Annotated in this window: 20 protein-coding genes and 1 tRNA gene; 20 read left to right on the top strand and 1 reads right to left on the bottom strand. The window is 56.2% G+C overall.

Annotated features, from left to right (window positions below):
* The first annotated feature begins 122 nt into the window (after positions 1–122).
* From ilvD to V6936_RS11295, 7 genes are all read left to right on the top strand, one after another.
* Positions 123–1,982: a dihydroxy-acid dehydratase gene (ilvD, locus tag V6936_RS11325; RefSeq protein ID WP_336579900.1), complete on the top strand. Its 1,860-nt coding sequence runs from the start codon at positions 123–125 to the stop codon at positions 1,980–1,982.
* 494 nt (positions 1,983–2,476) lie between these two features.
* Positions 2,477–3,304, top strand: coding sequence for an ammonia-dependent NAD(+) synthetase (nadE, locus tag V6936_RS11320; RefSeq protein WP_336579899.1), 828 nt, complete (start codon positions 2,477–2,479; stop codon positions 3,302–3,304).
* Between the two features lie 529 nt (positions 3,305–3,833).
* The gene (locus tag V6936_RS11315; protein ID WP_003804212.1) at positions 3,834–4,898 is read left to right on the top strand and encodes an AI-2E family transporter; all 1,065 of its coding nucleotides are present in this window, start codon (positions 3,834–3,836) and stop codon (positions 4,896–4,898) included.
* Between the two features lie 308 nt (positions 4,899–5,206).
* A tRNA-Leu gene (locus tag V6936_RS11310) sits at positions 5,207–5,291 on the top strand.
* A gap of 134 nt (positions 5,292–5,425) precedes the next feature.
* Complete coding sequence (locus V6936_RS11305; RefSeq protein ID WP_336579898.1) at positions 5,426–6,553, top strand: site-specific integrase; 1,128 nt, start codon at positions 5,426–5,428, stop codon at positions 6,551–6,553.
* Positions 6,554–6,614: 61 nt separating this feature from the next.
* A complete protein-coding gene (locus tag V6936_RS11300) occupies positions 6,615–7,241 on the top strand; it encodes a hypothetical protein (protein ID WP_336579897.1) in 627 nt (208 codons plus the stop codon).
* 351 nt (positions 7,242–7,592) lie between these two features.
* The gene (locus tag V6936_RS11295) at positions 7,593–10,895 is read left to right on the top strand and encodes a DEAD/DEAH box helicase (protein ID WP_336579896.1); all 3,303 of its coding nucleotides are present in this window, start codon (positions 7,593–7,595) and stop codon (positions 10,893–10,895) included.
* A 533-nt stretch (positions 10,896–11,428) separates the two neighbouring features.
* Here V6936_RS11295 and V6936_RS11290 read toward each other — a convergent pair.
* On the bottom strand, positions 11,429–12,118 hold the full coding sequence (locus V6936_RS11290; RefSeq protein ID WP_336579895.1) for a metallophosphoesterase: 690 nt from the start codon (positions 12,116–12,118) through the stop codon (positions 11,429–11,431).
* Between the two features lie 405 nt (positions 12,119–12,523).
* Here V6936_RS11290 and V6936_RS11285 point away from each other — a divergent pair, with 405 nt between their 5' ends.
* The 13 genes from V6936_RS11285 (at position 12,524) to V6936_RS11225 (ending at position 23,824) form a co-directional block, all read left to right on the top strand.
* Positions 12,524–12,793 carry a hypothetical protein gene (locus V6936_RS11285; protein ID WP_054439150.1) on the top strand — a complete coding sequence of 90 codons (270 nt, stop codon included), beginning with the start codon at positions 12,524–12,526 and terminating at the stop codon, positions 12,791–12,793.
* Positions 12,790–13,800, top strand: a complete 1,011-nt coding sequence (locus tag V6936_RS11280; protein ID WP_336579894.1) for a hypothetical protein — start codon at positions 12,790–12,792, stop codon at positions 13,798–13,800. The genes V6936_RS11285 and V6936_RS11280 overlap by 4 nt, the downstream gene beginning before the upstream one ends.
* The gene (locus V6936_RS11275) at positions 13,797–14,336 is read left to right on the top strand and encodes a plasmid mobilization relaxosome protein MobC (RefSeq protein WP_336579893.1); all 540 of its coding nucleotides are present in this window, start codon (positions 13,797–13,799) and stop codon (positions 14,334–14,336) included. Before V6936_RS11280 ends, V6936_RS11275 begins: the two co-directional genes overlap by 4 nt.
* The gene (locus tag V6936_RS11270) at positions 14,333–15,328 is read left to right on the top strand and encodes a relaxase/mobilization nuclease domain-containing protein (RefSeq protein WP_336579892.1); all 996 of its coding nucleotides are present in this window, start codon (positions 14,333–14,335) and stop codon (positions 15,326–15,328) included. The genes V6936_RS11275 and V6936_RS11270 overlap by 4 nt, the downstream gene beginning before the upstream one ends.
* 25 nt (positions 15,329–15,353) lie before the next feature.
* Entirely contained in the window at positions 15,354–15,611 is a 258-nt protein-coding gene (locus V6936_RS11265) for a hypothetical protein (RefSeq protein ID WP_336579891.1), read from the top strand.
* Positions 15,612–15,975: 364 nt separating this feature from the next.
* Positions 15,976–16,701 (top strand): P-type DNA transfer protein VirB5, encoded by a 726-nt coding sequence (virB5, locus tag V6936_RS11260; RefSeq protein ID WP_336579890.1) that lies wholly within the window; start codon positions 15,976–15,978, stop codon positions 16,699–16,701.
* A gap of 10 nt (positions 16,702–16,711) precedes the next feature.
* Positions 16,712–17,158: a hypothetical protein gene (locus V6936_RS11255; protein WP_336579889.1), complete on the top strand. Its 447-nt coding sequence runs from the start codon at positions 16,712–16,714 to the stop codon at positions 17,156–17,158.
* Positions 17,155–17,415, top strand: a complete 261-nt coding sequence (locus tag V6936_RS11250) for an EexN family lipoprotein (RefSeq protein ID WP_336579888.1) — start codon at positions 17,155–17,157, stop codon at positions 17,413–17,415. The genes V6936_RS11255 and V6936_RS11250 overlap by 4 nt, the downstream gene beginning before the upstream one ends.
* A gap of 1 nt (position 17,416) precedes the next feature.
* Positions 17,417–18,469: a type IV secretion system protein gene (locus V6936_RS11245; RefSeq protein WP_336579887.1), complete on the top strand. Its 1,053-nt coding sequence runs from the start codon at positions 17,417–17,419 to the stop codon at positions 18,467–18,469.
* A 653-nt stretch (positions 18,470–19,122) separates the two neighbouring features.
* Positions 19,123–19,356 (top strand): antitoxin VbhA family protein, encoded by a 234-nt coding sequence (locus V6936_RS11240; protein WP_336579886.1) that lies wholly within the window; start codon positions 19,123–19,125, stop codon positions 19,354–19,356.
* 107 nt (positions 19,357–19,463) lie between these two features.
* Positions 19,464–21,197, top strand: a complete 1,734-nt coding sequence (locus tag V6936_RS11235) for an ATP-dependent nuclease (protein ID WP_336579885.1) — start codon at positions 19,464–19,466, stop codon at positions 21,195–21,197.
* Entirely contained in the window at positions 21,133–22,608 is a 1,476-nt protein-coding gene (locus tag V6936_RS11230) for a UvrD-helicase domain-containing protein (RefSeq protein WP_336579884.1), read from the top strand. Before V6936_RS11235 ends, V6936_RS11230 begins: the two co-directional genes overlap by 65 nt.
* Positions 22,609–22,831: 223 nt before the next feature.
* Positions 22,832–23,824, top strand: a complete 993-nt coding sequence (locus tag V6936_RS11225; RefSeq protein WP_336579883.1) for a hypothetical protein — start codon at positions 22,832–22,834, stop codon at positions 23,822–23,824.
* Positions 23,825–24,348: the final 524 nt, after the last annotated feature.

Here is a 24,348-nt window from a genome sequence, read left to right as displayed (position 1 = left end):
TCTGGGTGCCAGATCGGTAGCTGCCCTATGGTAAGACGCCTGCCCGACCTTGACGCGCACAAAGCGCCTTGGGACGTTTATGATAGGTATCTTTACATAATTTTCCTGTTCAGAGAGTAGTCATGCCCCAATATCGCTCCCGTACCTCGACACACGGTCGGAATATGGCCGGCGCGCGTGCCCTGTGGCGCGCCACCGGTATGAAAGACGAGGATTTCTCCAAACCGATCATTGCGGTGGTGAACTCCTTTACGCAATTCGTACCGGGTCACGTACACCTGAAAGACATGGGTCAGTTGGTGGCCCGTCAAATTGAAGCGGTTGGTGGCGTGGCAAAAGAGTTCAACACCATTGCGGTGGACGACGGTATTGCGATGGGCCACGGCGGCATGCTCTATTCCCTGCCTTCGCGCGAACTGATTGCCGATTCGGTGGAGTACATGGTCAACGCGCACTGCGCCGATGCCATGGTGTGTATCTCCAACTGCGACAAAATCACCCCCGGCATGTTGATGGCCGCCATGCGTCTGAACATTCCCGTGGTATTTGTGTCGGGCGGACCGATGGAAGCGGGCAAGGTCTACTCGCCAGATGGCAAAACCGTGGTGCAGAAGCTGGATCTGGTCGATGCCATGATTCAGGCAGCCGATCCCAACGTGAGCGATGAACAGGCCGAAGCCGTGGAGCGTAGCGCCTGCCCCACCTGTGGTTCCTGTTCGGGCATGTTCACGGCCAATTCCATGAACTGCCTGACCGAGGCGCTGGGCCTGTCCCTGCCGGGTAATGGCACCATTGTGGCGACGCACGCGCGTCGCCAAGGCCTGTTTGAGCGCGCAGGCAGCCTGATCGTGGATCTGGCCAAGCGTTACTACGAGCAAGACGACGAATCCGTTCTGCCCCGCAACATCGCCACCTATCAGGCTTTTGAGAACGCCATGACGCTGGACGTGGCCATGGGCGGTTCCACCAACACCGTTTTGCACTTGCTGGCCGCAGCCCAGGAAGCCGGGGTGGAATTCACCATGGCCGATATCGACCGCATCTCGCGCCGTGTACCTTGCCTGTGTAAAGTTGCGCCTGCCACCCCCGAATACCATATGGAAGACGTACACCGCGCAGGTGGCATTATGGCGATTCTGGCCGAGCTGGCTCGGGCTGACCTGCTCAATCTGGACGTGGGCAACGTACACAGCGGCACCTTGCGTGAAGCCATCAAGCGTTGGGACGTCAAGGGCGACAACGTCAAAGCCATCAGCGACTTCTTCCGTGCTTCCCCTGGCGGCATTCCCACCCAAGTGGCCTTCAGCCAGGACCGCTACTATCAGGAACTGGACACCGATCGTGCCAATGGCTGTATTCGTGACAAGGCCCATGCTTACTCGCAAGACGGCGGGCTGGCCGTGCTGTACGGCAATCTGGCCATCAACGGGTGCATTGTTAAAACGGCAGGTGTGGATGAAAGCATCCTGACCTTCACTGGCACAGCTCGTGTTTACGAAAGCCAGGACGATTCCGTTGCCGCCATTCTGGACGGTGTGGTCAAGGCGGGTGACGTGGTCATCATTCGCTACGAAGGTCCCAAAGGCGGCCCCGGCATGCAGGAAATGCTGTACCCCACCTCCTACCTGAAATCGATGGGGCTGGGCAAAAGTTCGGCGCTGTTTACCGATGGCCGCTTCTCGGGCGGATCGTCCGGCTTGGTGATTGGTCATGCTTCCCCGGAAGCGGCCGAGGGCGGCAATATCGCCCTGGTACAAGATGGCGATACCATCGAAATCGATATCCCCAACCGTCGTATTCACCTGGCGATCAGCGATGAGGAATTGGCGGCACGCCGCGCCGAAATGGAATCGCTTGGTGCCAAGGCCTGGAAACCCGTGAACCGCGAACGTGTTGTGTCGCAGGCCCTGAAAGCGTATGCCGCGCTGGCTACTTCGGCAGACCGTGGCGCTGTGCGCGACGTGTCGCAACTGGATCGCTAAGCCCAATTAAGGTTTAGCTGATGAAACCCCATCTGTTCTGGCAGATGGGGTTTTTTTTATGGTTTTGAGGGTGGGGGTGGTGTTGATCTTCGTATAAACGTAGCCCAGGCCCGCAGCCCCTGGCTCCAGGCGGATGGCTTGCCGATGCTGCGCACCGCTACCTTTGTCTGAGTTTGCCTTCGGGCGCACGCTGAACGCGCGCGATAGCTCATCTGCCGGACGAACTATAAGCGTCGCGCTTAAACAGCAGAGTGCGTGAATCCCGAAGACAGACTCCCCCTGCGACAAGCTGTCTGACTCGTCTGGAGCCAGGGGCTGCGGGCTTGGGCGGCTTTAGAGGAGCAACAGTCCCTGGTTTTCTGTTGTGTTGGGCTTTCTGGTCCAGCATAGCTTGCTTACGCATTAAATAACGGGAGATGCCCCTCCCGTCTGGCACAGTTTCTCCAGTCCTTTACAATCGAATTATTGTTCACTTTGTGTAGAGAGCCTGCGCCATGACTGATGATCAACGCGCTTTGCAAGCCAGTATTCGTGCGGAATTGGGAATGATGGATCATTTCGACGTTCAGCAGGAAATTGAACGTCGCGTCCGCTTTCTAAGTGACTATCTACTGCGCACCGGTTGCCGTAGCCTGGTCCTGGGGATTAGTGGGGGCGTGGACTCCCTGGCGGCAGGATGCCTGTCTCAGCGCGCTGTCGAGCAGGCGCGGGAGCAAGGCCATCAGGCGCAGTTTATTGCTGTCCGTCTACCCTACGGTGAACAGGCCGATGAGAAAGACGCGCAAGGAGGCCTGAAGGTCGTCAATCCCGATCAGACGCTGGTTGTGAACGTGAAGCCTGCCTCGGATGCCATGCTGGAACAGTTGCTGGCCTCCGGCCTGACATTTCGTGATGCGGCGCAACAGGACTTTTTGATGGGCAATATCAAAGCTCGCCAGCGCATGGTGGCTCAGTATGCCATTGCCGGGGCCAGGGGGGGGCTGGTGGTCGGTACCGATCACGCCGCAGAGGCCTTGATGGGGTTTTTTACGAAATTCGGTGATGGCGCCGCAGACATTACCCCCCTGGCGGGCTTGAACAAACGACGTGTACGTGCTCTGGCCTCCGCGATGGGGGCCCCTGATGATTTGGTCTTTAAAGTCCCGACCGCCGACCTGGAAAGCCTGACTCCCTTGAAGCCGGACGAGGACGCCTTTGGAGTCAGCTATGAGCAGATCGATGACTTCTTGGAAGGTAAAGTCATTGATGACGAGGCGACACAGATCATCATCAAGACATTCCGTGCATCGGCGCATAAACGCGCCTTGCCGGTGGCGCCCTGATCGGGGCGGATAAGGAATGATCGGCCTGCGCTTGCCGACTCTCGTGCTGAGAGAGGCCCACTTCCCGGACTGATAAGCACAATAAAACGCCCAATGGCATGGTGCCTTAGGGCGTTTTTACGTCTGCCTGGATAGCGGGGCGAGTCCACCTTCCCAAGCTGGCCCCAAGCCTCCTGTCCGCCTATCGGTATACCAGACCCTGCTTGGTGAAAGAAGCGTTTAAGCGGTTTCACAGCAGCAGGAGTAGACTTGGCAAAACGTGGTGCGAAGCAGAACACACGAAGGGCAAAGAGCCGCCTCGCTCAAGTCAGGTAGCCTTCCCCTTTCATACTGCGACAACCCCCGTTCTGATGAGTCTTGACCTGTGCGGATCGCGCCTGCGGCCCCAACCCTGTCATAAGCTGAAGAACCGTGATCAGCTTGTTGTAAGAAACGGGTATTCCTTGGCCTGCGATCATGCTATCGTCAAAAAATACTTTCGGGCACCGACCCATGCCCAGACCAATAGACAAGAGGGTCTCCACCGTTTATGCAACCCGTCTTACCCGCATTTCTCATCGCTCGCTGGCTATTGCTGCTCTTGCTGGCCGCAGGCGTCTATTTTTTGAAGGGATTTCTGGTCCCTGTTCTGGCCGCACTTATCATTGGCCTGGCCGGTTGGCCTTTATATAAACGCTTGGTCGTCCGGTGCAATGGACGTAACGCATTAGCCGCCACCCTGGCCTTGCTGGTCGTCATCGTCGTGCTGGTTGTGCCCTTATCCCTGGCCTTGTCCTTTGCCATTCAGGAAGCCAGCAGCTTTATCACCTGGGCGCTGGCCGCCAACCGCTACGGCACACCCACGCCCGAGTGGATCAAGGCCATGCCACTGGTGGGCGAACGTCTGACCGCGTATTGGCAGCTCTATCTAGGCGAACCCCATGCACTGGGTGAACTGGTGGAAATGGTCAGCGGCCAGCATCTGGGCAATATCTACCGCATGGTGCTTTCCGCCACCGGCAACGTGTTCCACTTGTTGCTGACCGTATTGTTCATGCTGATCACGCTGTTTTTTATTTTCAAAGATGGCGACCGCTTACTGGCTCAGCTGGACATCGTGGGCGAACGCATCCTGCCGGGTCGCTGGCAGCGTTTCTCCCGCGTCGTGCCCGCAACCGTGAACTCCACGGTCACTGGCATGGGCCTGATTGCCTTGGGAGAGGGCGTCGTCCTGGGGATTGCCTATTGGATTGCGGGTGTGCCGTCACCCGTATTACTGGGCGTTATCACCGGCTTCATGGCGCTGATTCCCGGTGGCGCACCCTTGTCCTTCACCCTGGTCTCGCTTTATCTGGTCGGTTCAGGCCACCTGGTTGCGGGCGTCAGCCTGTTTCTGTGGGGCGCAATCGAACTGTTCATTGTGGATAAAACGCTAAGACCTCGCCTGGTCGGCGGCCCGGTAAAACTGCCTTTTCTGCCCACCTTTTTTGGACTGGTGGGCGGGGTTCAAACTATGGGTATTGTGGGTTTATTCATCGGCCCGGTTTTGATGGCCTTACTGGTCGCGATCTGGCGTGAGTGGATACGTAACGGACAGGTGGCCGCTGCGGACTAGCCCCTTCACGCCGAGCAGAAGACGGAGCAGGCCAGGGCAATGCACCTGGCCTGTTTTTTTGCAGGCCTAGGAAGGTGAATCAGACCAGGCCGGGCAGAACTCAGGCCTTGTGAAAAGGGCTTGTCATAACTTAAGCAACTGTGACAAAGCGGGCGGAAAAGATGCAATAAAAGGGGAGTTGGACAGAAGATCGGCCGAGCTGGCGCTGAAACAAAAAAAATTGCCTGGGTACTTGCCAAAATCTTCAAAAATCTGCGTATAATAACAATCTTTCCTTCCAAGCCTGGATTCCCAGGTTGCCATACCTAGCCCGGGTGGTGAAATTGGTAGACGCAGGGGACTCAAAATCCCCCGCCGCAAGGCGTGCCGGTTCGATTCCGGCCCCGGGCACCATCTAAAAATCTTCTGATGATTCAAGCCGTTAGAAGATTTCGCAGTACAAGCCCCGCACCGGGGGATTTTCCTAAAATTGTGGTCAGGTACAGTTTCGGTACAGTGATGCGGCGCTAGCCCCATACGGAGTACTCATGGCTACGATCGTTAAGACTTCCTCGGGCACTTGGAAAGCCCTCATCCGCAAGACAGGCTGGCCGGCCACGGCCAAAACGTTCCGCACCAAGCGGGATGCCGAAGACTGGGCGCGCCGTACCGAAGACGAAATGGTGCGCGGCGTATATATCCAGCGGGCGCCGGCCGAGCGCATGACCGTCGAAGCGGCACTGACCCGCTACCTCAAGGAAGTCACGCCCACCAAGCGGGCCTCGACCCAAGCCGGCGAACACAAGAAAGCACAGGTCATCATCCGCCACCTTGGCAAGTACTCGCTGGCAGCCCTGAACGCTGAGATCGTGGCGCAGTTCCGTGACATGCGACTGGCGGGCGACCCGGACGAGAATGGCAAGCTACGGCCTCGCAGTAACAACACGGTACGCTTGGAACTGGCCCTGCTAGGCCACCTGTTCACCGTCGCGATCAAGGAATGGGGCATCGGCCTGCCCTTCAATCCCGTGTCCAACATTCGCCGCCCGGCCCCCGGCTCGGGCCGCAACCGGCGCTTGACCCAAGAAGAACAGACCCGCCTGCTGCAAGCCGTCGATAAGCACTCGAACCCGATGTTCGGATGGATAGTCCGCATTGCCGTCCAGACCGGTATGCGGCTGTCTGAGATTGCTACGCTGCGCATACGACAAGTGGACATCGAGCGTCGCGTCGTGCGGCTGGAGCATACCAAGAACTCTTCGCCCCGCACCGTTCCTCTGACTGCCGAGGCAACGCGCGTGTTCACCAAGGCGCTTGCCAACCCCGTGCGCCCAGCCGAAGCCGAACTGGTGTTCTTCGGCGAACCCGGCCGGGACGGCATACGACGCCCTTACCTGTTCGACAAAGCGTGGACCGATGCCAAGCGAGCAGCGGGCCTGGAAGATTTCCGCTTTCACGACCTGCGGCACGAGGCTGTCAGCCGGTTCGTGGAAGCCGGCTTGAGCGATCAGGAGGTATCGGCCATCAGCGGCCACAAGTCGATGCAGATGCTCAAGCGCTATACGCACCTGCGGGCCGAAGACCTGGTGCAGAAGCTTGACCGCCTCGCGCGTCGCGCGCCGTCCACTTCTAAACAACGGAGTGAGGCCGACTCCCAAACAGAGAACAACGCATAATCGCTCCATCGCGTTGCCATAATGAATAACCGGTTGTCTTAACCTACGGAGGAAGCTAGTTTTGCATACCGCTATCAAGATCGTCGCCATCAGCAGCCTTGCCCTTACCCTTGCCGCGTGCGGCAGCGCAAAAGACGCCAACAAGAGCAACTTCAGCAAGGCCATACAGGCATACCTGGACACTCAAAAGGGCCTATGCGCTGCGATTCCTGCTAAGGGCTTGCCGTTCACCCTGGCGAATCAAGACATGCTGGGCGGTCAGAGCAAGAAGCGCGCCGACGCGCTGGTCGATGCCGGGCTGCTGACGAAGCGAGACACCGAAGTCAAAGCCATGTTCGGCAACAAGATGGAGCCGGCCACCGAGTACCAAGTCACTGACACCGGCAAGAAATTCCTCGTCGCCAATGGTGCCAATACGATGGCTGGGCAAGATGCCTTCTGCACCGGCAAGTACACCGTTGTGGAAGTGAGCAACTTCACTGAACCCAGCGACATGATGGGCGTAAAGCTGTCGCAGGTGAACTACCGCTACAAGGCAGAGGGTGCAGATGATTGGGCCAAATCGGAAAGCATGCGTGCCAATTACAAGAATTTTGCGGAACAGACTCAGGGAGATATACAGGGTAAGGCGGCTGTCATCCTGACCAACGATGGATGGATGCACGAGCGCCTGTTCAAGCGCGGATAACAACCCTGAGCCAGTCCGAAACGAAAGGCCTTTCACCAATGAGTGAAGGGCCTTTTCTTTGGCTCTACGCCGATCTGCGGGGTAGTTGGGGTCGCAGAACGACCGGAGCAGTCGCTGGCTTCACCTCTGTATATGTCGGCGGCGCGGCAGTCTGCCGGACGTGTGCGTCACGTCATCGCTACTTATTATCTAGACAATAACTGCAATCCGAAGAAATGTTCTTCGCGGTGTCGATGGGCAGGGTTTCGACAATCACAAGTTAGCCAGTTCGATCGACTGGCCTAGAGCGCTTAAAAAGGCGATTGCAAATTTTGCAACTTTAAGTAATATCCCTTGAAACCTGGAGGGAGCATGCTGACAGATGTACAGATAGCGGCAGTAAACCGTATTCGTCTGCCGATACGGTATGCGTTTCAAATATCGGGAAAGACACTCGATTTGTCATGCATTGAAGCGCCCTCAACAATTATTGAGGTTTCGCTAGCGCCTTATCGCAGCCGAGGGCCAAATCACCGCCGATTTCTCGCGACAGCCGCTGACGGACGTGTTTTCGCCATTGACTGTGTATCTTCAATGTTCGACTATGACGAGGTCGAGACGGCTGGCATAATTCGCGCCCGATCAATTACCGTCACAGAGGGCTTTGGAGAGTTCGAGGAAGCCAGGTTCAAGGGTAGCTCAACCGCTCTTTCTGACGCATTAGCGCTGCGAAATGCGGCACATCAAGCCTGGCGTACTGGGATCAACTATATTGCCCAGCTAGACCCCGACGGGCAATTACCTGGGCGACCTGGTCTTCGAAAGCCCCAGGTGGGGGCGCTCCACGCTATAGCTGCGCACTGGAGCCTTCACAGAGAGCCCGCTGTCATTGTCATGCCAACAGGAACAGGCAAGACGGAAGTCATGGTCGCCGTTGCGGTCGAATCGCGTGGAGAACGCATCCTTGTTGTAGTTCCCAGCGACGCCCTGCGTGAGCAAACGGCCGGCAAGTTCCGAGAGTACGGCCTGCTACGCCATCTTGGCGTGGTCAACAGCACCGCCAACCCTGTCGTTGGCGTTCTCAAGGGTGCGCCTACTGACGACTGTATAGAGTCGTTGCGAGTATGCAATATCGTAGTCACAACCATGGCTTCAATCAGCCGGGTAGATGAAGCAGGACAAAGAGCTTTTGCGGCTCTGTTCAGTGAGGTCTTCTTTGATGAGGCCCACCACATACAAGCGGAGACATGGAAGAAATTCAGCACATATTGCGGCCATGCGCGCACGCTTTTGTTCACGGCAACTCCCTTTCGAGAAGACGGTAAAGCATTACCTGGCAAGATTATCTACAACTACCCGCTACAGGCCGCGCAGGACGAACAGTTCTTCAAGCCCATTCGGTTTCTGGAGGTCTTTGAACCCGATGACACCCTGGCTGATGCCGCAATTGCAGCGGCAGCCGTGGCACGGTTGCGCGAAGACCTTGCCGCAGGATACGACCACTTGCTACTTGCCCGGGCCGATGCTATCGACCATGCAGTATGGCTTTACGACCGGATCTATTCGCCCAACTATGCAGATCTGAACCCCATTGTGATCCACAGCCGCTCAGCGGGCCGCGCGCAGACTCTCCGCAGCATCCGAAATGGCAATCATCGGATCATTATTTGTGTGGACATGTTTGGTGAGGGATTTGATTTGCCGCGCTTAAAGGTCGCAGCGCTTCATTCTGTTCACAAGAGCCTCGGGATCACGCTCCAATTCATCGGCCGCTTTGCCCGTTCAGCAGGCGAGGCGATTGGACCAGCGACATTCGTTGCCAACACGGCTGAAGACGGAGTGCCTGAGGCACTGGAAGGCCTCTATCAGGAGGATGCAGACTGGAATGTTCTGCTCTCAGACTTGAGCTACGACGCTATTGACCCACAGGCCCGTCTTTCTGAACTCGTCGAGAACCTTCAACCAATTCGCAAAAATCCGGATTCCGTCCATATCTCCACTCTAACGCTCCGCCCGAAGTTGAGTGCGGAAGTGTTTCGTGTGACGGACTTCCGCCCGCAAGACTATGTGAAGGCATTTCGGCCGCGACAGGTAATCCATCAGCCCTATTTCAGCCGTCCAGACGGAATGCTTGTGTTTATTGTCAATCAGAAAGAGTTACTCGACTGGACTGATTCACGGGATATCGCAACGGATAGCTGGGACCTCTTCATTGTTTTCCATGACGCCGAGCGAAATCTGCTTTTCATTAACAGTTCACGCAAGCGCGTTGCTGAGAACTTGGCGTCCAAGGTCTCTACCGAGCCAGCCCTTATCAAAAATGAGGAGGTGTTTCGAGCTTTCACAAATCTCCGCAGGTTGGTGCTGCACAGCGTAGGACTGACTAGCTTAAGCAAAAATGTCCGATATCAGATGTTTGCAGGACTGGATGTGAGGGACGCGATCGATCCGGCACTGCAAGCCAACAAGCAGAAATCGAACGTCACGGGGGTCGGCTATGAGAACGGCCAACGCATTAGCGTAGGCTGCTCTCGTAAGGGGAAAATCTGGGCCCTGAGCACGGGCACGCTTGCCGAGTGGCGGGAATGGTGCCTTCATCTGGGAGCCAAGCTCTCTAACAATGAGACCGAACCCGACGACTTTCTTCGGTACACACTCGTCCCGACCGAACTACAAGGTTTACTACCTGACGAGGTAGCACTGCTGGCCGACTGGCCTGATCAACTATTTGAAGCAGCGACGTTCAGGTTTAATGTGGTGGTAGGTGACCGAAGCTTTGACTTCCATGATTGCCAGCTTGACCTCGGGGAATGGCGCGCCGGGAGCAACGCCTTTACGTTCACCTTAACGGCAGGCGCAGATGTGTCTGCGACATATCGGCAGACCCTTCTAACGGTAGCGATAGACGGCTTGAAGTACGGAATTGAACAGATCGCAGGCCCGGAGCTTCGAATTGACGCTTTCTCCCGCCGAGTTACTGCTGTCGAGTTCTTTACAACAAGTCCACCTATGGTGCGCCTTGCTGATGGCTCACAGCTCTCTGGAGAGATTCTTCTTAAACCTCGGGAGGCACTTGGGGAGACTTTCCCCCGTGAATCGATTCAGTCTTTGGACTGGGGGAACACGAATATCCGTCAGGAAAGTCGATGGAGAAACGGGGTGTATCGTCCCCAATCCATTCAGCAGAGATTCATCGAGTACCTTGAAGAAGGACCGTACTCATTCATCATTGACGATGATGACAGTGGCGAGAGCGCGGACATTGTCGCGATTGAAGAGACTGCGGACACCATTACTGTGCTGCTTTGGCATTGCAAGTTCGCGACAGGAGATAGCCCGGCAAACAACGTCCAAGACCTTTATGAGGTCTGCGGACAAGCTCAGAAGTCCACAAAGTGGGCCTGGAGCTTTCCAAACCTCGTCCGCCACATCGTAGACCGGGAAACGCGGCTGTTGCGGGGTCGTGATAGTCGGTTTGTCCGTGGTTCCTTGCGCCAGCTCGTAGCGTTGCGAAAGGCTTCTCGACGGAAGTTTATTATCTTTAAGGTGGGTATCGTTCAGCCCGGACTGCACGCAGCAGGCATCACGAACGAACACCTGACGATCCTAGGTGCGACGAACAATTTCCTGCGCACTGTGACCAACAGTCCACTGACCGTATTCGCATCGCCTTAGGCTACCTATCATGGCTGAAATCTCGCGCCAGCTCGATTCGGCTTGGCGAAATCGCTGTAAATCGTGGCGGCTGCACAAACTTGCCATCCCAACCATGCAACTGTGCGGCGTCGCAAACCGAAGTGTCTCCGTAAGTTCCCCTTTCCACGTAGACATTCAAGCACGTGCTGCGAACCTTTCAGGATAGATAACTGCTGTAATGGTTGTAGCTGTCGATCAGGCACTGAACCGTGTATGACTCCGATCAGCCTAAATCGGTCCACTAGAAGGAAGTGCCGATCGACCGCTTCTGGCCGAACTCGCCGTATGTCTTCCTGAGCAAATCATCCCTGCCTACGCGGCGACCGAGTGGCGCGCAAGATCATCAGGTCCTCGCGCTGGCTGCTACTCCGCAATCTCGAAAACGTCAGGCGAGAAGCCCTTCGCGGAAATCGGCGGCGAACTTTTTTGCCCTATCAGATTACTTCTCTGATCTGCCCGTATGTCGGGTCTTTAAAGGCTACGCCATGTATTTCAGAGGTGGCAGAATGAAATTAGCGCGGCCACGACTTAAGCGTATGCAAGTCCAGCAACGTAAATCTCCCCGCATCCTGCCATCCACCTGTATCGATGTAGTAAACATTACCAAGCTGCACAGGCTTGCGCAGCGTCAAATGTCCATGGACCACCGCACGTACATTGCGGACTGGCTGGGAATACTGCATTCGATAACGATCTACGGACCATAGGCAGGCATCTTCGTCCTCTGGACTGAAGGTAGCGCCGTGAATAGCCTGCCAATCGTCATAGGGGAAGTCGGCGTGAACCATACCGACCACACCCCTCGGCGTTTCCACCTCGATAGCCAGCGGCAAGGCGCTCAAGCTGGTCGCAATGCGTTCACGAATATCGCCAGCGCAGGCGTCCAACCATCCACCGCCGTGGGCGCGGTGATCGACGTCCGGAATCGGATCGCCCATCGCCCGTCGCCACGTCATCAGGTCGTGATTCCCGCAGATCGCGTGAAACCACGGGCGCTCCAACCATTTCAGAACATCGGCCGATTCAGGGCCTCGGTCCACAAGGTCGCCTACGGAAAACAATCGGTCCTTTTCTGGCGAAAACTTTACGGCAGCCAGCGCGACCTCAAGCCGACCAAAATGACCGTGGATATCACCCACCGCAAAATCACGGCCGTTTGCATTCAATTGAAAGCGCCGGACTCGAGCATTACCGGGCGTCATTTCTAAGTTCCATATAACTTCCTAGCGACTCGACCTGCATACCCATCATGATACTTGGCTCGCCAGGGTAGCGTGATCCCCGATTCACTGCTCCTGATGTCATCAACCTCGGATACTAGCCAATAGTTTGATCACGTCCACATCGCTGGCAATTTCTCACAATTTTTTCCTTTGCCCGTAGAGGTTTCAGGCGCCCAAATCAAGCTCTGTCTCTGACCATTTCTAAGCCTTTGATTTACAGATTTATTTCGCTTGATCGCTGCATCGAAAAAAACCAATATGCCTTATCTTGGCACTTGACGATGCCAAATTTTGGTTTTCGCAAACGCGCTATTTTGGCCTTTGACATTCATTCCTTCACAGTAAAGACTGGCCTCACCTACGGTGAACTTGTGAGGCATATGAATGACTACTGGAGAATATTTGTTGGGACGGTTTGGGCCGTTGATGAGCATCGTTGACGTTGCCACCTTGCTAGGCCGATCTCCCGATGGCGTCCGCGTTGCGCTTTATACCGATACCGACTTTTCGCGCAAGCTGAAACCAGCCATGCTGCGGGTCGGCCGCCGCGTTTATTTTCGGACGTTGCAGGTCACGGAAGCCCTGAATCTCGAACAGCCGGCAGACGATGAAATCACGCCCGCAGAGGCCGCTACGCGAGGGCCTCGCGCATGAGTCGACAAAGAACCATCAACGACCAGATATGGCGCTCAAATCGCCTGTCAGGCTGCACGGTCGAAGACCGCTATGCGCTGTTCTATTTCCTGACCTCGCCATTCAGCAATGTCATCGGCGCCTATGAAATCGTCATTCGCGTTGCGGCCTCTGAAATGGGCTGGGACCCCGATTCACAACTGATGCCAGTGATGCGTCGTCTCATCGATGCTGGCATCTTGGATTTTGACCCGCAGGCGAATTACATCTGGATCAAAGATTGGTGGGACCACAACTCCGCCAAGATGGCAGTGGCAACGACCCTTAGGAAAAAGACACTCGAGCAAATAGCGGCACTGCCCCAAGGCTGGCGTGACGCTTACGTGAATGACTTTATCGATCGACTGCCTACTGAGGATCCGCTGCGCAATACGGTAGCCAAAGCCCTTGGATACGGTCCATATAGGCTATCGACACCCTATGCAGGACCCGACGACGGCCGGACGTCCATTCAGGCCGAACCAAAAGACATCCATAGAAATCAATCAATTAGCAACGGGCACACCCCAGCGACAGCCTATCTCCAGGGTATGGGCAGGGGGCCGGGTAACACTACTACTAACACTAACCCTATCTATAACCCTACTACTACAACGAGAACCGACGACGGTCTTCAGTACCCTACCGCGCTGGTCCCCGCTGAGAAACTGTCAATCCAAAACTTGCTTACCGACGTCCAATCAGTCGATGCGCAAGCATTGCTTGACGAACTGGACGGGGCCATCAAGACACCCGGAACCATCAGAAAGACGAAGGTCGCCTATTTCAAAGGAATCCTTGAACGCCACCGCACAGGGGGATTCGTGCCGTCTGCTGGCATCCCGATAGCAACCAGAAGGGAACGCCTGGCAGCGACACAAGATATGTCGCATGCTTCGGAATCAGCACCACTCAGCAAAGCTGAATCCCAAGCCCGGCTTCAAGAAATCAAAGCCCAACTGGAGCTGCATACGAGGATGCCGAAATGACGCGCAAGACCACACTCAGCATCCGCCTGGATGGTGATCTGAAGCAGCGTTGGCAGGCACTTTGTCTTCGACAAGGTAGCACGCCCAGCGACGGCCTGCGGCAGATCATTGTCCGCCTTCTCAACGGTTCGGCAACGGACACTTCGCCCACTCCATCAACACATGAGCAGCCCGATACTTCGCGTCGCCGCTTGGAACTCCGCCTGACTGAGACGGAATACGCCCGCATCGAGGCACTGGCCTTGCAGCAGGGCATGTCTGCTAATCGTTGGGTAATTCACCTGATACGGGCCAATCTCAGCGGTGAACCACAGTTCGGCATGACAGAGCTACGGACGCTGGGCGAATCGAATTCACGACTGCTGGCCATCGGCCGCAATCTGAACCAGATTGCCCGGCATATGAACGCAGGACGCGCGCTGGAGACGGTGGTAACCACTGAACATATCGACACACTGACCCGTCATATCAAAACCCACACCGCGCGGGTGGCAGACATCATGCGCGCCAACATTGACCGCTGGAGGTTGGAATGAGTCTGGTCATTGATGGAATTTTGAAGGACTGGGGCGAACGCATCTATAGCAAGCCCGTGACCAGCCAAGGCATAAAGCGCACAGTGACGCGATCACGCACTTCGCCGCCCTCTAAGCCTCTGCTGCTGACCGGCAGCGCTCGGGTCCGCGACAAGTTGATGCTGACCACTCGCAAAGCGCCCGAAGTCATGGTGAAGATCTCCGGCGGCGGCAAAGGCATCGCGCAGGTGAAAGCACACCTCGACTACATATCGCGCAACGGCCTGGTCGCGTTGGAGAACGAAGACGGTGAAGTCATTCTTGGCCGTGAGGCAGTGCAGGACGTGCGCGACGAATGGAAAAGCGGCCAGTACGGGTTGCCTGATAACGGCTCGCGCCGCGAAACGTTCAATATCGTGCTGTCCATGCCACCCGGCACCGACCGACGCGCAGTCAATGACGCTATCCGTGTATTCGCGAAAACGGAGTTCGGCGCCAACCACGCGTATGTCTTCGCCATCCATGACGATGAAGCCCATCCCCACGGCCACCTTTGCGTTAAGGCGCTGGGTCTCGACGGCAGCCGGCTCAACCCACGAAAAGCGGACCTGCAACGCTGGCGGGAACGCTTCGCCGAGGCTCTGCGTGAACAAGGCATCGAGGCCAACGCCACACCGCGTAGGGCACGGTCTAACACGCATGCTACGGTCAAGCAGGTGACGCGACATGCCGCCAAGCGTGGCAAGAGCGCCAAAGCGGCCGCGCGGGAACAACGCAAGCTTTCGGACGTTTCACGTGCCATCAGGAATGGCTACGGGCACATTGCGAAAGCCTTGGCCGCTGGAGACATACAGGACAAATCGCTAGCCCTGGAAATTGTCCGGTTCCTTGATCCCTCGCACGACAAGACGCTACAGGTCCCACAGCGTAGCCAGAGCAGCACAGAAGTGATCAACGACGCCCAGCAACTGGACAAGACCAACCACCCAGGCAAAGGCGACCTGAGCCGTTGATTGATTGCGCAAGAAGGACCATAAGATGGCTTTACGCTACGACGCGCTGCAAGACTACTGTGATGATCCAGCGCGCACCGGTGATGTGCAGGTCATTCTGTATGCGCACTACTGGAAGGGCTTTGCCTTGGCCGTGCAGGACGGCACTACAGAGCACCCCGTCATGGACGACAAGGGCCAGCAGTACCGGTTCCGAACCGTAGAAATGGCCTTGGCGGAATTGGCGAACATCTCGTACCTGTCAGACCGCATCATCATTGACCGCCGGATGTGGTGGCCGTAGTCGGAAATCTACTTTGCATTAACCGTAAGTACGACCAGCTTCGGCTGTACTTTTAACTGATACGAACGCTGCAACCGCCCCAAGAACGCTTCGGCGTACCGGGTGCCGGCCCGAAAAGAAGGGCCTGACGCGGGGAGATGAGCCGCGTGACCGCACCGAAGAGTAGTGTGCTGACTGCCTCGGAAAAGTTGAGGATGACTGCCCCGGAAAAGCAGGGGATGACAATACGGTAGAGACGTGTCTTCGAAAGCCCCAAGAACACTGAACATGTGTGCCGGGCAAGAGCCTTAAATAAGCTCCCAATGACTGGCTGGAAAGACGGCCCAGCGTTCGCCATCAACACCTACTAAATGGAGTGGCGAACATGAAGAAATTATCAGCCTCTTGCATTCTGACCGTCGGCATTGCCGCGTCGTCGCCCGGCTTCGCACAAATCCCCGTGACAGATGGCGCTTCCATCGCCAAGAGCGTGGAAAACCAGATCGAAACGATGGCGAAGTGGAAGATGCAGTATGACCAGATGGTCAGTCAAATCGACCAAATGAAGCAGCAATACGCAGCAGTCACTGGCGCGCGCGGCATGGGCGAACTATTCAACAATCCGCAGTTGCGGGACTACCTTCCGCACGACTGGCAAGGCGTCTACGACTCCGTCAAATCAGGCGGCTATGCCGGCCTGAGCGGGCGCGCTGAGTCCATCTACAACGACAACAAGGTGTATGACGCCTGCGCCGCCTTTGCCTCGACGGAGCAGCGCACAAACTGCGAAGCCCAAGCTGTCAAAGGTGCGCAAGACAAAGCCTTTGCGCTTGATGCCTACGACGCGGCGAAGAACCGTCTCAGCCAAATCGACCAGTTGATGCGGCAGATCAACCAGACACAAGACCCGAAAGCCATTGCTGAACTGCAAGGCCGCATCGCAGTCGAGCAGGCCATGATTCAGAACGAGCAGATCAAGCTACAGATGTACCAGATGGTCGCGGCAGCCGAAGACCGCCTACAGCAGCAACGGCGGAAGGAGATCAACGCAAAGATTGTTGATCAACGGGGCTACCCCACTCTTCAAGTCTTCAACCCGCTTGCACGCTAAGGAGAACATCATGGGTCCGTTCTACGCAATCACACTGGTTCCAGTGGTAACGCTATGCCTTGCCATCTATCGCTTCTGGGCTTGCGCTCGCCGCCTGAGTCCCGAGTATTACCGAGAGCTTTTGCAGCGTGCGCCGCTGATGAGAACCCTTGATGTCGTGGCTATCGGTATGGCTGCTTTCACGGCCTACTACGCGGCTATGGGCTGGTTTGGATTCACGCTGCCGTTCATTGATGAAGAACCGTTGCCGCCTTGGATGAACATCATCCTGTCTGCCGTCACATCCATTGCGTGCATCGGCATCGTTTGGACAAACGCGCCAAATCGCTTCACACAGCCGACATGGGGCGGCATGCGCGAAAGCGTCGTGCGAACCCTTGTAGCGTTACGCATCATTGAGGCCGCCGAAGTGGCCCACGCACTCGACATCATCAACGCACGTGAGGCATACAAATGAAAAACATCCTCTTCCCTTTCTTCATCGCGCTCACGCTGGCAGCTTGCGGCGAAAACACCCCCGTTCAAACCGTCGATTGGTACAAGGCGCATGCCCCCGAACGCAACGCGATGATCGCGCAGTGCGAAGCCAGTCCTGGCGAGTTCGCCGCATCCGCCAACTGCATCAACGCCAAGACAGCGGCAAACCATCTGGCCGTCGACAAGCGGGGCTATTTCGACCTGACACCGATCAATCCGCTCAAGGGAGGTCAATAACATGGGATTCGCCTTATTCCAGTGGATAGGCAGCAGCGTCGATGCGATGCTGAACACCTTCGTATCGGAAACCGCTTCAAACGTCATCCTCGGCTTTCAAATGCTGATGCTGACCGGCGTCACGCTGTACATCACCTTGACTGGCTACGCCATCAGCGCGGGCGCGGTTGAAGCTCCGTTTCAGACCTTCATCAAGCAGTGCATGAAGATCCTCATCATCACGGCATTCTGCATGACAGCTGATTCTTACACCGCCACTGTTGTGTCGGCCATTCAAGGCCTGGAGACAGGTCTCGCCGACATCATGTCCACGTCTAACGCTCAAGCGACAAGCATCTATCAGGTGCTGGATAACTCGGCGGACAAAGGGCTTAACGTGGCTTATGACATGCTAGGCAAAGTCGCAAAGCGCGAGTTCTACGAACTAGGTCATATGTTCTGGGATGCCCTGAATGCACTCATGATGGCCATTGCCGTGTTTCTTATTCATTTGCCTGCGGCCGCGACCATCATCATGGCAAAGCTCGGTCTCGGAATAATGCTTGGTCTCGGACCACTATTTATCGCGGCGCTAATGTTTCCAGTCACCGCGAAATGGTTCGACAAATGGTTTGAGCAGGCCCTGGCCTACATCCTTGAAATTGCCATCACAATGGTTGTCGTGTCTGTCGGTGTGGCGCTATTCAAGGCGCTGTTCGACAGGGTAATAAGTACGACCGCGGACAATCCCATCAATTCGTTTGTGCAGATCATCGTTCTTGCCTTGATCATCTTCTTCGCGCAAAGAAAAACGAGTGGCTTAGGGGCGAGACTGGCTGGCGGCATCGCCTTTGACGCTGTGACATTCAGGAGCATGGCGCAGGGTATTGGCAACGTGGTGAATCCTAAGACGACTCGCCGCGATATGCAGTCGGGCATGATGGTTACTGCTGGCCGAACCAACCACATGATCGCAGGCAACACCATGTGGAATCCAGCCTATCGGCAACACGTCTTGCAGAACATGGGCAAGAACTGGGGACCGGCAACGGGCGGCTCCGTCAACGGTAAGTGATGTGCATGTTGCGTCCGCATCGGCCTCGCCATCAGCGAGGCCTTTTCATTTATGGCCGCACATATCTCCGCGCTACGCTTGGGCAACCCCTTCGGTTGCATCCCGCGTCCGTTCTTGCCGGACTGGCCGCGGGGGCAGGCCCAGGCGGCTTCGCCTTGTTCCTCCCCCCGGCCGACAGGCTGCATGGCTTCCAGAGGCATCAAGGGTGAAGGCTTCGCCCGGGATCCTCACCCGTTCCCTGCGCTGCGCTTCGGGCTGCGGCTTCCGGTCCCGCCCTTGACGCCTCTTCCGGCCAAACGGCGTCAGTAGCGGTGCTATCAAGCGGATGACGGGTCAAGGGGTTGGTGCGGCCCGCAGCCCACAGGGCGAGGACACGGCCCCTTGACGCGGCAGGAGCGCCCCACGCTATGCCCGGGGGCAGGAGTTCCGGGCCAAGGGCCCGCAACCCCTGCTCCCGAGGCTCCCGCCGGCGAGGGTGGAGAGTCCAGAGAGGCAAAGCCTCTTTGGAAACTACGGCTAGTACGCAACCGATATTGGCGTCCATAGCAGGTAAAACAAGACAATTTCAGCGCACCTCCTCTGTAGCTACGCGTACCTAAACCAAATTACCCATACTTCTTGTAAGATCGAGTTACCTACAGCAAGGAGACACCATGGCTGGCAAGGGTAAATGCACGCAACAGCCCCATAAAACCATATCGGATACCGAACGCAGCCGCCGGCAATCGGCAGTTAACTATGCACGGGCCTCCGTCGGTCTAGAAGGTTTCTCGCTAAGTGAAGCAGATGAGGCCCACGCTCAGCGTTTCGTCGATGGTCAGATAAGTCTGCAAGAGTTTGTGCAGCCGCGCGCTGACGCATTAGCACTCCCAAAGTCTTCGTCATGACGAAGAAATTTAGGATTTGGGGACTAGTGCAGGATAGGCTGTCGCCGGTTTTCGAACTACAAAGTCCGTCGCGTTGGGTTATTTGCTTCATTTAAGTGAGAGGAAACATGACGCGTGTCCGTCGCCTTAAAATTCGCAATTTCCGCTCGATACAGACCCTTGATTGGACGCCCTCCAACGGAGTGAACTGTCTTGTTGGCCCGGGTGACAGCGGTAAGTCGACTATCCTTGACGCTATCGACCTATGCCTTGGAGCGAGGAGGAATGTGCCTTTCGGCGACACGGACTTCTTCGGTCTAGACGTCACCCGCACCATCGAGATTGCGGTCACACTTGGTGCACTACCGGACGCGTTGAAGAATATCGACACCTATGGAGAATTCCTTCGCGGATTTAGCCTCGGCACCGGATTGCTTGAAGACGAGCCGCGAGCAGGCCTAGAAACGGTTTTGACACTGAAGCTCGAGGTTAAGAACGACCTCGAACCAAGTTGGACGCTCTATTCCGATCGAGCCGCAGACCAACAACTGGAACGGTCTCTGGCCTGGAAGGATCGCAGCTTCCTGACACCAGCCCGCGTCGGCACCTATGCGAACGCGAACCTTTCTTGGGCGAGAGGTTCGGTATTGAATCGGCTGACGGAAGAGCGCGCGAACCTTGGTTCGGAACTCGCTGGCGCGGGACGCGCCGCCCGGGCCGCCTTTGGCGCGCAGGCTGGCCCTCAACTCGCTGAGACCCTGCAAGTAGTCACACAGACAGCTACAAACCTCGGCGTAGCCGTCGGTACCAGCGCTCAGGCGTTACTTGATGCTCACGCGGTGTCGATTGGCGACGGAGCTATCGCGCTACACAGCGAGACCGGCATTCCTCTGCGGTCGCTAGGCACCGGTTCAGGGCGCCTCCTTGTCGCCGGATTGCAAAGGGCAGCAGCGGCAGCGGCCACCGTTGCCCTGGTAGACGAAGTCGAGTACGGACTTGAGCCGCACCGCCTCATGCGACTGCTCGACTCTCTCGGAGCGAAGGACGAGACCCAGCCACAGCAGGTCTTTATGACAACCCATTCACCAGTGACACTCAGGGAGCTCTCTGGCGACCAGCTTTTTATCGTGCGCCAGCGTTCGGGCATCCACACGGTCACGTGTGCCGGGACTGACGACGGCATCCAGGGGACTTTGCGCAAGGCGGCCGAGGCCTTTCTATCCAAGTCCGTCATCGTCTGCGAAGGCGCCAGCGAGGTCGGATTCGCTCGCGGGATGGATCAGTGGTGGGTCCACTGTGGCGCGACGTCATTCCTGGCCCATGGCGGCTCATACGTGGATGCAGGCGGAGGAAGCCCCGACCAATGTTTCACCCGAGGGGAGGCGTTTCTCAAGTTGGGCTATCGCGTCTTAGTCTTCGTCGACGCGGATAAACCTGTTTCAACTGTCGGACTCGTCGAGAGATTCGTTACGGCTGGTGGTCAGTACCTCACATGGCGGCCTGGCTTGGCACTCGAGGACGAGCTATTCCGCCATTCAAGTAATGACGCGGTGCATGCGCTACTAAACAAGGCGGACGAGATTGTCGGCCGCGAACTCATGGCTGAGCACATCAAGTCCAAGTCAAACGGGCAAGTCACCTTAGACACCATAGAGGCCGAACGGCTGAATGGCGGCTACACACCTGCGAGCCGAGAATTGCTCGGGCTTGCCGCTCGCAACAACAAAAATGGTTGGTTCAAGTCACTGACCAGCTTCCAGGAGGTCGCCAAGGAAATCGTCGGCCCTCACATAGCGAATGCAGAGCCGGGCTTTATCGAAGTTACGAACCAGCTCTGGAGGTGGACGAGTGCCACCGCCTGAAATTGACATCTTTCAAGTGCGCCTAGGCTCAGTTACCGCCCCGGCAGGATGTGGCAAAACTCAGCTCATCGCGGATGCGCTAAGTCTCCACACCAACAATAAGCCAGTCCTGGTGCTGACGCACACCAACGCCGGAGTCACCGCTCTACGCGCCAGGCTCCAACGTGGCGGCATCCCAAACTCAGCCTACAGGTTGTCAACCATAGACGGCTTTGCGATGCGGCTAGCGGCCAAATTTCCGCTCCGAGCAGGCCTCAATGCGCGTGCTCTCGAACTAGCCAACCCGAATTCCGATTACCCTGCTATTCGGAGTGCCGTCCAAGGACTCCTGCAGGCTGGTCACATAAATGATCCCATTACCTCGACTTATTCGCGCTTGCTGGTCGACGAGTATCAGGACTGCAACACCGCGCAGCATGCCATCGTCTATTCCATCGCGCAGACAGTGCCCACGTGCATCCTTGGTGACCCGATGCAAGCGATATTCGGCTTTCGTGACCCTCTCGTGCACTGGGAACGTGAAGCTCAAGCGGCGTTCCCGCCCATTGGCGCACTACAGACTCCATGGCGATGGCGACTCGCAGGCATGGACGCGCTAGGAGCTTGGCTACTTCAAGCCCGCGCATCCTTGCAGGCAGGTCAACCAGTCGACCTGCGTGGAGCGCCGGAGGGAGTCCAGTGGGTTCAACTAACCCAAGGTGCGGAACTGCAACAGCGACTAGCGGCCGCCCGAACAGAAGCGCCTAACCGAGACGGCCGCGTTCTTGTCATCGGCGACTCCATCAATGTTAATGGTCGCCATCAACTGACTATGCAGACGCCGGGCGCCACTTCCGTCGAGGCGGTCGACCTGAAAGACCTCGTGAACTTCGCCCGCCAGTTCGATTTGGCGAGCCCCAACGCGCTGCGACAAATTGTCGAGTTCGCGGCCTCACTGATGACCGGGGTAGGTGTCGCAAACCTTCTCACGCGAGTCGAAACGATACGAGGCGGCCGAGCCCGCACACCGGCGACGCCCGCCGAAGCCGCAGCAGTTGCATTCATGGCTGCTCCCAGTCACCCGACTGCTATCGACCTACTCCAGTCCTTATCAGACCAACACGGTGCCCGTGTGTACCGACCCGAAGTGCTGCACTGCTGCACGTCAGCGCTGCGAGCGGCCGGGGGCAAAGCTGGGTTTATTGGCGCGGCAATTCAGGCGCGTGAGCGTAACCGCCATCTGAGTCGGCCATTGGGCCGCCGCGCCGTTGGAAGCACGCTTCTTCTAAAAGGGTTGGAGGCGGATGTGGCAGTCATCCTCGAGCCCGAGCGCATGACTGCGCAGCACCTCTATGTGGCTCTCACACGGGGTGCGAGGAGAGTCGTAGTTTGCTCGTCGACGCCTTTGCTAAGGCCCGCCACGGGCCGCTAGTGAATGCTCGCAGGCTTCGGTTTTGCCGATTGAACTTGCGCTTTGAAACGAACGGCCGCCCTGCCATGACAGCGTTCGATCGTAATGAAGTTTTCGAGAGATTTGATCAAAATAGTCGCTTCACGGGAGCCGCTAAAAGGTCGCTAAGCCCTGCTTCTTAAGCAGCATTCCAGTCTGTTTAGACGTCAAATTTTGACGCATGTTTTTAGGCACTATGTTTGCGATGAGTAACTTGATACCGCATTATCTAGCCTTAAATGGAATACCAATTAGTGGCACTCTGGATGCTGGAGCTACTGTCTTCTGGCGAGATCCGCAGGGCACGTGGCTTCCTAATCAAGGAAACTATCTTTCCCAGGTAGAGCAGATCTGTGTCCAGCTTCATGAAGCTTTGGCAGAACGGATTTTTGGTACCAAAGCTGCCTATTGGGAATTCTTGCGAGAGTCCCCTGAGCTCCTATCGACCGCCGGAGTAAACTCAGAGTGCACATTATCAAAGGAGCAATTTAGCAAGCTCCTGCCGCAGCTTTCCCAGCGACTTCCAATTAATAAGGCACTCTATCTTTATGATTGCCGGAAGCTGGTATCGAGCATTCAAGAATGCAGCAAAGAAGTGATGCAGCTCCAAGGCGAGTTCTATCAGGCATTAAATCTAGAGACGCTTTTTTTCCCAGAAACAGATGAACCCGATGGCCTTCGTTGGGTTACATCACCAGTCGTAACCAAGATATTTGCTCTACTTGGTTTTATCTACATCCGACTACATAGCCTTCTCGACTACGCAACTAAGCTGGCCATCGAGGTTGAAAATCTCAAAACGGAATTCGCCAAGTACCCCAGGCTTTCTTCAAAGAACTGCCTATATAGCGATCGAAAACGGGTTTCATTCAATGGAAGGCCGGGCACACTGTTCGAACAGTGTACTGAGCTTGTCGAGGTGGAGGCGGTTAGAAACCACGTCATTCATGATGGATTGCTTGACGACATGCCAAAGGCATATCGTGTGATATCCGAAGGCGTCTGCGTTGAAAAGTACATCTTGTTCCCGGATCGCAATAACGAGGGTCGTTTGGATACTTTCACCAATAGAAATTTATTCTACGGCGGGGAGGACAAGATCAATTTGCGCTTGCCGGCTCTCATTGCAAACTTCCAACTTCGGTTGATTCAGTCATTACAACCTTTGCTGGCGAAACTAAATCGCGTTGCCAAATGATGTCTGAAAGCAAGGCGGTAGCCGAGGCGGCCGCCAAGAAATGGTTGAACCGTACGTCGTCCATTTCTACCTTCGTTTCACTGCACCAAGAAGCATCGCCGAACTAACTCATGGAAGGCCCACTATCCAATCTGTTGAGCGTCAACCTTGGATTGAAGGCGGTCTTTAGGTGCGGTCGCCCTTCTTCTTGCACTGTACCGAAATTTCAGTACAGTACAGGTACAGTGAGCAGTTTTCACCAATTCAGCCAAACTACGCTAACTTACTGATTTAAAACTAATTTCCTCTATTTCAACCTACGCTAGGATTCGCCCCATTTCGCTGTGGAAACACTGTAGATCGCCAACTCAAAATCCCCCGCCGCAAGGCGTGCCGGTTCGATTCCGGCCCCGGGCACCAAATTACAATCTACAGCAGTCTCTTGTAGTACACAGAACCCGCACCAGCCTTAGCTATGCGGGTTTTTTGTTGTCTCCAACAGTCTATGGCGGTGTATTGCCAACTACCGTCAAGTGGCGGTACTT

This window comes from Alcaligenes sp. CHO6, from assembly GCF_037120595.1.
In the GTDB taxonomy this organism is placed as follows: domain Bacteria; phylum Pseudomonadota; class Gammaproteobacteria; order Burkholderiales; family Burkholderiaceae_B; genus Alcaligenes; species Alcaligenes ammonioxydans.
Note: the sequence above shows the minus strand (reverse complement) of the source record. Positions and strands in the feature narration are given on the sequence as shown.